The organism is Streptomyces sp. TRM49041 (assembly GCF_008271805.1).
Lineage (GTDB): Bacteria > Actinomycetota > Actinomycetes > Streptomycetales > Streptomycetaceae > Streptomyces.
Map to the genome: position 1 here is coordinate 94,361 of NZ_VSRY01000173.1, position 11,492 is coordinate 105,852.

Annotated in this window: 8 protein-coding genes and 1 riboswitch; of the genes, 3 read left to right on the top strand and 5 right to left on the bottom strand. The window is 72.6% G+C overall.

Annotated features, from left to right (window positions below):
* Positions 1–34: 34 nt before the first annotated feature.
* A complete protein-coding gene (locus tag FVS66_RS33265; RefSeq protein ID WP_149184962.1) occupies positions 35–1,255 on the bottom strand; it encodes a C40 family peptidase in 1,221 nt (406 codons plus the stop codon).
* 8 nt (positions 1,256–1,263) lie between these two features.
* Positions 1,264–1,417, bottom strand: a riboswitch (cyclic di-AMP (ydaO/yuaA leader).
* 242 nt (positions 1,418–1,659) lie between these two features.
* Between FVS66_RS33265 and pcrA the strand changes: the two genes are divergently transcribed.
* On the top strand, positions 1,660–4,143 hold the full coding sequence (gene pcrA / locus FVS66_RS33270; protein ID WP_149184963.1) for a DNA helicase PcrA: 2,484 nt from the start codon (positions 1,660–1,662) through the stop codon (positions 4,141–4,143).
* Positions 4,144–4,274: 131 nt separating this feature from the next.
* On the opposite strand, the gene FVS66_RS33275 is transcribed toward pcrA, so the two are convergent.
* Positions 4,275–5,792, bottom strand: a complete 1,518-nt coding sequence (locus tag FVS66_RS33275; RefSeq protein ID WP_149184964.1) for a M23 family metallopeptidase — start codon at positions 5,790–5,792, stop codon at positions 4,275–4,277.
* Between the two features lie 222 nt (positions 5,793–6,014).
* Positions 6,015–6,827, bottom strand: coding sequence for a triacylglycerol lipase (locus FVS66_RS33280; RefSeq protein WP_149184965.1), 813 nt, complete (start codon positions 6,825–6,827; stop codon positions 6,015–6,017).
* 333 nt (positions 6,828–7,160) lie between these two features.
* Between FVS66_RS33280 and FVS66_RS33285 the strand changes: the two genes are divergently transcribed.
* Positions 7,161–7,574 (top strand): cobalamin B12-binding domain-containing protein, encoded by a 414-nt coding sequence (locus FVS66_RS33285; RefSeq protein ID WP_149184966.1) that lies wholly within the window; start codon positions 7,161–7,163, stop codon positions 7,572–7,574.
* A 67-nt stretch (positions 7,575–7,641) separates the two neighbouring features.
* Here the strand turns inward: FVS66_RS33285 and FVS66_RS33290 are convergent, their stop codons facing one another.
* Both FVS66_RS33290 and FVS66_RS33295 read right to left on the bottom strand, forming a co-directional pair.
* Complete coding sequence (locus FVS66_RS33290; protein WP_222947010.1) at positions 7,642–9,423, bottom strand: DUF5691 domain-containing protein; 1,782 nt, start codon at positions 9,421–9,423, stop codon at positions 7,642–7,644.
* Between the two features lie 36 nt (positions 9,424–9,459).
* A complete protein-coding gene (locus tag FVS66_RS33295) occupies positions 9,460–10,794 on the bottom strand; it encodes an SWIM zinc finger family protein (RefSeq protein WP_187645812.1) in 1,335 nt (444 codons plus the stop codon).
* Positions 10,795–10,926: 132 nt separating this feature from the next.
* On the opposite strand from FVS66_RS33295, the gene FVS66_RS33300 reads away from it, so the two are divergent.
* A complete protein-coding gene (locus FVS66_RS33300) occupies positions 10,927–11,349 on the top strand; it encodes an MmpS family transport accessory protein (protein WP_149184967.1) in 423 nt (140 codons plus the stop codon).
* Positions 11,350–11,492 lie beyond the last annotated feature (143 nt).

The following is an 11,492-nucleotide window of genomic DNA, read 5'->3' on the forward strand; positions in this document are numbered from 1 at the left end:
CGTCAGTGGCCGGCCGGGGGCCGGTCGGGGCCCGTCAGGCGGGACGGACCGAGCCGTAGATCGGCATGTAGTAGATCGACTCCTCGCGGACCGTCGTCCCGGGCTTCGGGGCGTGGATCATCTTCCCGTCGCCGATGTAGATCCCTACGTGGCTGATGTCGTCGTAGAAGAACACCAGGTCGCCCGGGAGCAGGTCCTCCGTCGCGACCCGCTGGCCGACCTTCACCTGCTCCCATGTCGTGCGCGGCAGATCCACTCCGGCGGCCTTCCACGCGGCCTGCGTCAGCCCCGAGCAGTCGTACGACGACGGGCCGGTCGCGCCCCAGACGTACGGTTTGCCGATCTGCGCCCGGGCGAAGGCCAGGACCTTGTCCGCCTTGGCGGCGTAGTCGGAGCCGGTCGTACCGGAGGGTGAGGGGTCGGTCGGCTGCTGCTCCTGTGCCTGCTCCTGGGCCTCCTGCTCCTGCGCGGCCTGCTCCTGCTGGGCCCTGCGCTCGGCCTCCTGCCGCGCCCGCTGCTCCTCCAGTCGGCGGGCCTCCGCCTCCGCCGCGGCCTTCTCCGCCGCCAGGCGGCGGGCCTCCGCCTCCCGGCGCCGCTCCAGCTCCGCCAGGCGCTCCCGCTCCTCGGCCGTCAGCCGGTCCAGCAGTGCACGGGCCTCGCCCAGCTTGCGCTGCACGGTCTGCTTGGCGGCGCGCAGGGCGGTCTGCGAGGTGTTGAGCGCCTCCAACTGCTTCGTCGCCTCGACGCGCTGCTTCGCCGCCGCGGCCTGCTGCGTCTGGTAGTCGGTGACCGCCTGCCGCTGCCGGTCGGTGAGCCGGTCCATGAGCTGGGCGTTGTCGGCGTACGACTGCGGGCTGTCCGAGAACAGCAGTGCCGCCGTCGGGCCGAGCCCCCCTGACCGGTACTGCGCCGCCGCGTACCCGCCGAGCGCTCTGCGGGACTCGTTGAGGGCCTGGGTGCGCTGCGCGGCCTCGTCGAGCATCCCGTCGACCTTGCGCCGCTGCTGTTCGGCGCCCTCCTTGGCCTGGTTGTACTGCTGCGTGGCCGTCCCGGCCTGCCGGTACAGGTCGTCGACCTTGCGCTGTACCTCCTCGACCGTCGGTCCGCCGCCGGGCTTCGGCTCGGTGACGGGCGCGGCACCGGCGCTCTGGGGGGACAGCAGCGTGACGGAGGCGAGGGCCGCCGTCGTGAAGCCGACGGCGGGGGAGTGGGCACGGGGGGTCGTGCGGCTGCGCGGCTTGCGATGCGACGCCAAGGGTCGGCATCTCCTTCCGTGGACCGCCTACCGGGTTAGCTGTCGGGTTCGGGCGCGTGTACGGAAGGTGCCCTACGGCCTCGCCGCAGGCGGCGGCGTGGGCCGATTCACCCCGGTGGTGCTGGGTGGGTCCCCGGTTCCGGACATTCGCGCGCAAACCGTGGGCGGGCAGGCGCGGGCAGGCCGGATTCGGCGGGGGCAGCCCGATCGGCGTGGTTCGCCGAAAGGGGGACGGGCCGCTTGGGCGAGCACGCTAGCCAAACTGTGGTCGCCCTGTGAAGGACGGTGTTCGATATGCCCGATACGTTTCTGTGACCTTCTCATGCGGTCGCCAGAGCATCGCCCTCCGTAAGGGTCCGGTTCCTGCCCGGGGTGTCGGTGGGGCCGCCTAGACTCGGTAGGCGATGAGCAGCCTCTTTGACGACAGCTTCCTGGCGGATCTCCGCAGCCACCCCGCGGACGAGCCCCCGCCGCCCGAGGACTCCGAGGACCACGCCCCGGCCGCGGAGGAGGTCCCGCACGACCTCTTCGAGGGCAGGTTCGACGTGCCCCCCGCCCGGGACGCCTACTACCGGGACGGCGCCCCCCGACCCGTAGTGGCCCCGGAGGCCCTGCTGGACGGGCTGAACGAACAGCAGCGCGCCGCCGTCGTCCACACCGGTACGCCCCTGCTCATCGTGGCCGGCGCGGGCTCCGGCAAAACCCGCGTCCTCACGCACCGCATCGCACACCTGCTCGGCACCCGGCACGTCCACCCGGGGCAGATACTGGCCATCACGTTCACGAACAAGGCCGCGGGCGAGATGAAGGAGCGCGTCGAGCAGCTCGTCGGTCCGCGCGCCAACGCCATGTGGGTCATGACGTTCCACAGCGCCTGCGTCCGCATCCTGCGCCGCGAGTCCAAGCGGCTCGGCTTCACGTCGTCGTTCTCGATCTACGACGCCGCCGACTCCAAGCGGCTCATGGCGCTGGTCTGCCGCGACCTGGACCTCGACCCGAAGCGGTACCCGCCCAAGTCGTTCAGCGCCAAGATCTCCAACCTCAAGAACGAGCTGATCGACGAGGAGACCTTCGCCGACCAGGCCGCCGACGGGTTCGAGAAGACGCTCGCAGAGGCGTACCGCATGTACCAGGCGCGGCTCCGCGAGGCCAACGCCCTGGACTTCGACGACATCATCATGACGACGGTCCACCTGCTCCAGGCGTTTCCCGATGTCGCGGAGCACTACCGCCGCCGCTTCCGCCACGTCCTCGTAGACGAGTACCAGGACACCAACCACGCCCAGTACACCCTCGTACGGGAGCTGGTCGGGCAGCCGGGCGGCGAGGGCGATCCGGAACCGGCCGAGCTGTGCGTCGTCGGTGACGCCGACCAGTCGATCTACGCGTTCCGCGGTGCGACCATCCGCAACATCCTCCAGTTCGAGGAGGACTACCCGGACGCGACGACGATCCTGCTGGAGCAGAACTACCGCTCCACGCAGACGATCCTGTCCGCCGCCAACGCCGTGATCGAGCGCAACGAGAGCCGCCGCCCCAAGAACCTGTGGACCAACGCCGGGACCGGCGCCCGGATCACCGGATACGTCGCGGACACCGAGCACGACGAGGCGCAGTTCGTCGCCGACGAGATCGACCGGCTCACGGACGCGGGCGACGCCAAGGCGGGCGACGTCGCCGTCTTCTACCGCACCAACGCCCAGTCCCGTGTCTTCGAAGAGATCTTCATCCGCGTCGGCCTGCCCTACAAGGTCGTCGGCGGCGTCCGCTTCTACGAGCGCAAGGAGGTCCGGGACGTCCTCGCCTATCTGCGCGTCCTGGCCAACCCCGAGGATTCCGTACCGCTGCGCCGGATCCTCAATGTGCCGAAGCGCGGCATCGGCGAGCGCGCCGAGGCCATGATCGAGGCCCTCGCGCTCCGCGAGAAGATCACCTTCCCGCAGGCGCTGAAGCGGGTCGACGAGGCGTACGGCATGGCGGCCCGCTCGGCGAACGCCGTGAAGCGGTTCAACACGCTGATGGAGGAGCTGCGCACGGTCGCCGAGTCCGGCGCCGGCCCGGCCGTCGTCCTGGAGGCCGTCCTGGAGCGCACCGGCTACCTGGCCGAGCTCCAGGCGTCGACCGACCCGCAGGACGAGACCCGCATCGAGAATCTGCAGGAGCTCGCCGCCGTCGCCCTCGAGTTCGAGCAGGAGCGCGGAGAGGCCGGCGGAACGGAAGGGGCGGCCGCGGGCACTCTCGCCGAGTTCCTGGAGCAGGTGGCCCTCGTCGCCGACTCGGACCAGATCCCGGACGAGGACCAGGACGGCGACGGCGTCATCACCCTCATGACCCTGCACACCGCCAAGGGCCTGGAGTTCCCCGTGGTGTTCCTGACGGGCCTGGAGGACGGCGTCTTCCCGCACATGCGGGCCCTCGGCCAGGTCAAGGAGCTGGAGGAGGAGCGGCGCCTCGCGTACGTCGGCATCACGCGCGCGCGTGAACGGCTCTACCTGACACGGTCGTCGATGCGCAGCGCCTGGGGCCAGCCCTCCTACAACCCGCCGTCGCGGTTCCTGGAGGAGATCCCGGAGCAGCATGTGCAGTGGAAGCGCACGGGCAGGACGGCCGCCGCCCCGGCGGGCCCGTCGAGCCCGGCGTCGGGCGTCGCGGCCCAGCTGTCCGCGTCCCGGTCCCGGTCCGGCCCGTCGGGCTTCGCCACCCGGCGTACGGCCGACAAGCCGGTGATCGCGCTGACGGTGGGCGACCGGGTCACGCACGACCAGTTCGGCCTGGGCACGGTCATGGCGGTGACGGGCTCGGGTGGCGACGCGCAGGCGACGATCGACTTCGGCGACGACAAGCCGAAGCGGCTGCTGCTGCGGTACGCGCCGGTGGAGAAGCTGTAGTCATGTACGCACCGGGGGCGCCGACCGGTTCGTGAGCCGGTCGGTCGGTGGGCGGCCGGTGCGTATGCCTTCGGGCTTCCGTACGTTGGGCTTTGGTCGGCCTGGTCGGCCTGGTCGGCCTGGTCGGCTGGTCAGCCGGTCGGGCTGAGGCCGTGGCTGCGGAGCCACTGCTCCGGGTCGATCGCGGCACCGCCGCCCGGCCGTACCTCGAAGTGCAGGTGCGGACCGGTCGAGTTGCCGGAGTTGCCCGAGTATGCGATGACGTCGCCCGCCTTGACCGGGCCCGAGCGGATCTTGGCGCTGCTGAGATGGCAGTACCAGGTCTCGGTGCCGTCCTTGGCGGTCACGATGACCATGTTTCCGTACGCGCTGTTCCACTGTGTGCGTACGGTGCCGTCCGTCGCCGCCATCACGGGCGTGCCGTACTGGACGGGGAAGTCGATCCCGGAGTGCAGGGACATCCAGTTGATGCCCGCCTGGCCGTAACGGGCGCTGAGCCGACGGAGTTCCACGGGGAGCGCGAACTTGGGGCGCAGGGCCTCGCGGCGCTTCGCCTCCTCCTCGCGCTTCTTCCGCTCCGCCTCCTGGCGGGCCTTGAGGTCGATGCGTTCCTGGGTGCGGCTCGCGCGGTCGCTGAAGTCGAGGGCGTCGGCGTCGAGCGCGGCGAGTTGCGTGTCGAGGGCGCTGTTCGCGACGGCCGGTTTCACCGAGGACGGGTCGGCGGCGGTAACCGTCTTGTCGTCGTCGTTCTTCTCCGTGCCGGCGATTCCGCTGACGGACGCGGCGGCGATGCCGGCGACGCCCATCACACACGCGGACGGCACGGCGACGGTCAGCAGCGCGGAACGTTTGGCCGGGGTTCGCCGTCGGCCACGGCTTCCGCCTGAGCGGCGGACGGGCCGGGGGGTGGCGACGGGGGTCGCGGGGACGGGCTCGGCGAGAGCCTCGGTGGAGGGCCCGCCGTCGTGCTCGTGTTCCTGCTCGAATTCGTGCTCGTGCTCGTGCGCGTGCTCGTATTCGTGCTCCGGGCCCGACTCGGGCTGGTTCAGCTCCTCGTCAGCGCCGGAGTAGTCGTACTGCTCGGGGACGAACGCTTCGGCGGGGACGGCCTCTTCGGAGGAGACCGCTTCACCTTCGGTGGCGTAGTTCCAGGCGGTCGCGTCGTAGGAGCCGGTCTCGAAGGACTCCGCGCCCGTCGCGTACCACTGTCCGGTGGTGTCGTACGCCGAGGCGTCGGTCCACTGCTGGTTGTCCTGGGGCTGGTTCCAGGCGGAGGCGTCCCATTGGCCCGACTGATCCGCCTGGGCTCCCTGCCCCGACTGGTCGGCGTAGGTGGCGTATCCGGTGGTGTCGGCCCACTGCGTGGTGTCGTACTGGCCGCTGTGTCCGGTGTCGTAGCCGCCGGAGATGTTCCCGTAGAGGGGATCGGCCGTCGGGTAGGCGCCGGTGTCATAGGTCCCGGTGCTGTAAGTCCCGGTTTCGTACGACCCTGTTGCGTAGTACGTGCCGGTGTTCACCTGGTGGTGGCCGGTCTCGTGGGAACCGGCTTCGTAACTGCCGCCCTGGTAAGCGAAATCGCTGGTCTGGAAGCTGCCTGTGGCATACGCGTCGTCTCCGACGTGGCCGGCGTGGGGGTGCTGGTCGTTCACCAACTTCTCTCTCGCCTCGGCAGCAGGACCAGTTCTGGGATCTGCCCCGGAAGGGGGACCCAGAGGGGAAGCAGTGGGCGCGACTGTACCCGGCGGTATGCGCAACCGACAATCTTCCGAGGGTTTTACGCTCCGTGAAAACGGGCATTCGGCCGCCTTTCGGCGGAGCGCACACCGAGCCTTGGCGGTACGTTCGAAATATGTTCGAGATGTGGCGGCGGCTCACGCCACGGACGCGGCCCCTGTGGTTCCGGACGCGGTCGCGTCGGCGTCCAGTTCCTCGAGGACGCGGGCGGACACCGCCGGGTGGACGGGGAGCGCGAGATGTCCGATACCGATGACCTGGATATTCCGCGTGATCAGGTCCGGGTGGTCGAGACGGGCCGCCTCCGCCGGGGTCATCCAGAGGTCGAGGTCGCTCCAGAAGCTGACGAAGCGGGTGCGGCAGCCGGGCGACGGCGCGGCCAGCTCCCGCAGCACGCCGGAGCCCGGCCGCATCTGCCGGATCAGCGGGTGGACGTCGGCGAGCGGGACGGCCGACGTGCCCGTGTGCGGCGTGCCGAGCGTGATCACCGTACGGACGCGCCGGTCGCCGCTGAGCCGCTGGACGTAGTAGCGGGCGACCAGGCCGCCGAGGCTGTGGCCCACGAGGTCCACCTCCTGGCGGCCGGTGCGGGCGCAGACGTCCTCGACATGGCGCGCGAGTCGCCGGGCGGCGGCGCGCAGGTCGCAGGTGAGTGGCGAGTGGTTGAGTGCCTCCACGTGCCGGGTGCCGTCCCGGGCGAGTGCGCGGCGCAGCAGGACGAAGACGGAGCGGTTGTCGGAGAGCCCGTGCAGCAGGAGCACGGGCGGCCGGGCGCCTCGGGGTGCGGTCGCGGGCGCGGTGGCGGCACGCTCACGGGTGATGCCCGCGGGATAGAGCAGCAGGTGCCCGGCGAGGACGGCGGTCTCGAGGACGGCCGCCTTCAAGACGTCGGTGTGGATGGCGGTCGCTCGGATGAGGGGTGATATGCCCCGGGGCAGCTGTGTCTGCATGGTCGACCTCCCGGACGAGAGGCATACGGAGGGGGCTCCGTCCCCCCGTATGCCCTCAGGCGGCGCCGCGTCCGAGGGGTGGGGATACGCCGTACCGCCATGCCGCGCGGCTGGAGCGGCACGGAGGTACGACGTCCTCGTCGCGACTCCCGTTTGCGTTCGTCCCTGCGGTGACCATGATGCGACTGATGCGGGTACGACGCTTGGCGAACATGTCCCACGTGTGATTTCCCCCTCGGTATTGACCGCGAAACGGCCCGTTGCGGGATGCTGGCGATAACGTTCGTTCACCTCCCCGGCATACAGGTACGGGGGACGCATGTGGAGGCAGTGATGGGTGTGACCGGTCCGATCCGCGTGGTGGTGGCCAAGCCGGGTCTCGACGGCCACGATCGCGGTGCGAAGGTGATCGCGCGAGCGCTGCGCGACGCCGGTATGGAGGTCATCTACACCGGTCTGCACCAGACGCCGGAGCAGATCGTGGACACCGCGATCCAGGAGGACGCCGACGCGATCGGTCTGTCGATCCTGTCCGGTGCGCACAACACGCTGTTCGCTCGGGTACTGGAGCTGCTCACGGAGCGCGACGCGGAGGACATCAAGGTCTTCGGCGGCGGGATCATTCCGGAGGCGGACATCCCGCCGCTGAAGGAGAAGGGCGTGGCGGAGATCTTCACGCCCGGCGCGACGACCGCATCCATCGTCGACTGGGTCAACAGCAACGTCCGCCAGCCGGCCGAAGCCTGAACGACACGGCGGGGAGCCCCGGCCAGGGGAGCTCCCGCCAGGAGAGCGCCCCGCCAGGCAGTCCGGCTCAGCCGGGTGCGGGCGCCAGTTCGGTGTGCATCGTCGCGCGGAAGCGCAAGGTCGCCACAAGGCGCTGAAACGCTTCCGACCAGTAGTCGCCCGCGCCGGGGGACGCGTCCGCCGGCTCTTCGGACGCCGCGGTGAGGACCTGGAGGCGGTCCGCCTCCGACGGGTCGAGGCACCGCTCGGCGAGGCCCATCACGCCGCTGAAGCTCCATGGGTAGCTCCCCGCGTCACGGGCTATGTCCAGCGCGTCGACGACCGCCCGCCCCAGCGCCCCGGACCAGGGCACCGTGCAGACGCCGAGCAGCTGGAACGCCTCCGACAGCCCGTGCGCGGCGATGAACGCGGCCACCCACGCCGCCCGCTCCGCATCCGGCAGGGTGGACAGCAGCGCGGCCGACGACGCCGCGCCGGGCCCGGCCGCCGGGGGCGCCGACGCAGGGCCGAGCAGGGCCCGCGACCATGCCGGGTCCCGCTGCCGCACCGCGGCCCGGCACCAGGCGGCGTGCAGCTCGTCGCGCCAGTCGTCGGCCACCGGCAGGGCGACGGTCTCCTCGGGCGTGCGCCCGCCGAGCCGGTCCCGCCACAGGGCGAGCGGCGCGGCCTCCACCAGCTGGCCGAGCCACCAGGACCGCTTCCCGCGCCCCGAGGGCGGCTGCGGCACGACACCGTCGCGCTGCATCTCCGCGTCGCACTCGTGCGGCGCCTCCACCGTGATCGTCGCCCGCTGCCCGGTGTGGTCGAGGCCCACGCACGACGAGGCACGCGCGGCCATACGCCCCGCGAACGCCGAATCCGGCAGCGCGGACAGCAGCTCCGCCGCCGTGGACCGCACATTGCGGCTCCGGTCGGACAGCGCCCGCTCCAGGAACTCCTCGTCCGCCCCGGAGAGCCCCGCCCGCAGCGAATCCAGGAACATCAGCCGGTCCTCGGCCCGCTCGGTCGCCCACGTCGACGCCAGCAGCTCCAGCGCCGCGCCGGGATCATGCGCCCGTACGGCGCTGAGGAGCGCGACGCGCTCGGCGAACAGCCCCTCCTCCCACAGGCACCGCACCCCCTCCGCGTCCTCGGGCGCGGGCAGCGCGGTGCCGCCGGAGGCTCCGCGCAGCGCGAACTTCCACTCCGGGTTGAGCCGGGCCAGCCACAGCGCGCGCGGCCCGGCGAACGCCAGCGCCTGCGGACGCAGGTCGGTGCGGGCGCGGGCCGCGTCGAGCAGCGCGGGCAGGGCGGGCGCGGGCGCCCGGTAGCCGTGCGTGTTGGCGGCGGCCAGCCACTGCGGCAGCAGCTCGGTGAGGTCCGGCGCGGCGCCCCGCCGGCCACCGCCCTGCGACGGCCGGTCGGCGAGCAACTGCCCGAGCCGCCGCGCGGCCGCCTCGGGCAGCGGCGGACGGCTGTCGCGCGGCGCCCGCTCCGGCAGCGGCTCGGCGACCGCCGGAAGCAGCCCCGCCCGACGCCGCACGGTGTGGACCGCGGCCGCGCCGAGCAACGCGACCGCCGGGTCCGCGGCGGGGCTCCGCGGCCGGCGGTCCATGCCGGGCGTGGACGCGTCCGTAGGCGCGCTTGGGGGGCCTGTGCCGGGGCCGGTGGCGGGGCCTGTGGCGGTCGCCGCCCGGAGGTCGGTGCCGAGCGGTGACGCGGCGGCCGGCGCGTCCGTGGCGGTGGCGGTCGGCGGTCGGCGGTCCCTGCCCAGCAGTGCGACCGCCGGAGTCGCGGCGGGGCTCGGCGGGCGGCGGTCGGTGCCGAGTAGCGCCGAGGTGACGAGGTCGTCCCACGTGGTGGTGGTCATGTCTCCTCTTCTCAAGCTTCTCCGGTTCTCCAGCGGTCAGGTGAGCGGAACCGTGCCGGGCGCCTCCGGCGACCAGGCGGCCAGTGGGGTGAAGCCGCGGTGTCCGCACTCGCCGAACACCGTGACCGGTCCACCGCCGGACACCGCGGCCAGCCGCCACAGCCCCGGTCGGCCCAGGGCGGACGCGGTGACCGGCAGCGCGGCCGCCCCGTCGGGGTCGGCCAGCTGCCAGCCCGCCACCGCCGGGACCGGCACGACGTCACGCAGCGTCACCGGCCAGGACTCCAGCCACGGGTCGTCCCGCAGCGCCAGCCCGTACGCCGCCAGCGCGTCGCCGACCGTCCCGCCCGGCGGGGGCGCGTCCGCCGGTACCGGCGCGGCGAACCGCTCGCCCAGCTCCGCCCGCAGCTGCCCCGCCCCCGGGTGCGGGACGATCTCCGCGTCGATGACCAGGCCCACGGCCAGTGCCAGCTCCGGCGCGCGGCCCCCCGCCCCGAAGGACAACAGCAGCGCCGTACGCCCGGTCTCCCGCCCGTAGAGCCATATGCGGCGCGTCGTCAGCTTGCCGTCGGACGTGTCGTACTGGGCGAGGACCAGCCACCGGTCACGGACGGCGGGGCCCTCGGCCGACGCCGGGAGGCCCACCCGCGTCCGTACGGTCGCGGCCAGCGGCCCGGGGAGCCGGTCGATGCCCAGCCACGCCCGGTCGAGGAGATGCGTCAGCGCGCTCTCCTCCAGCAGCCGCACCGGCCAGCCGGGCCCCGAGCCCGGTATCGCGCCCAGCTCCCTGACCCGGCCGGCCAGGCCGGGCGCCTGCGCGTCGACCATGCGGCGCGCGGTCTCCTCCCACAGCCCGTACCCCGCCTGGTCCGCGGATGCCAGCCCGCCGCGCAGCAGATCGGCGAGCCGCTGCTCCAGCTCCTCGGCGCCCGCTGTGACCCGGGCCGAGCGGTTGGCCGCCCTGCGCCGCGCCGCCTCCGTGTCGGCCGGCTTCCCCCCGTTCTCCGCCTTTCGCGCGGCTTGCGCGCCACGGCCCTCCAGCCACTGCGCGGCCCAGTCCGGCGCCTCCGCCCCCGCCGGCACCGCGTCCGTGTCGGCCGCCCACAGCAGCAGCAGTCCCAGCGCGTGCTTGCACGGGAACTTCCGGCTCGGGCAACTGCACTTGTACGCCGGGCCCGAGATGTCGACGACCGTCCGGTACGGCTTGCTGCCGCTGCCCTTGCACATGCCCCAGACGGCGCCCGCGCCGCCGCACCCCGTCCCGGACCACGGCCCGGCCGCGCCCAGCTTGCTTCCCGCGCTTCGCGAGGCGGCGTCAGGAGCCAGAGCCAGCACCTGATCCGCCGTCCAGCGCACCCCCTGCTCATTCATGGCACCGACCGTAGGACGCCCCACTGACAATCGGCTCTGACCTGCGACTTCCCTGTGGAGGAACGGAGTTGACCCTCTCCGTTCCGTACGGTTGTGTGCCCATGACAGATCTGGGTCTCCGGGGGAGCACACATGAACCGCACAAGCCGTTCCGTCGTCGCGGCGCTGGCCGCGGCCGGTCTCGCGCTCGGTCTCGGTGCCTGCTCGCAGGCGGCCGACGACGCGGCCGAGCGGGTGGACAGCGCGCTGAACAAGACGTACGAGGTCACGTACGAGGTCACCGGCGCCGACATCGAGTCGATCAGCTACAACGGCGGCGGGGGCGACGCGATGGACCCGAAGCTGGAGACCGTCGAGAAGCCCGTCCTGCCCTGGCGGAAGACCGTGACGCTGCGCGGCATCGAGGCGCCGCTCGTCACCCCCGTCGCGCTCGGGCACGACGGCGCCGAGGCGACCTGCAAGATCACCCACAAGGGCGAGGTGATCAAGGAGGCGTCGGGCAGGGGCGCGGCCGCCACCCTCAGCTGCGTGGCCGTCTCCCCGGTCGCCGGCTGACCGCCGGCGGCGCGCCGCAGCGACCGGGCGTCAATTCCTGCCGCGCCGCCTCGATTTCCGCGCCGGCCTGCGGAGACGGGTGATTGTCAGTGGCGTGGTGCACGGTGGGTCCCACACCCGGTCGAACGAATCGAACGATCTGG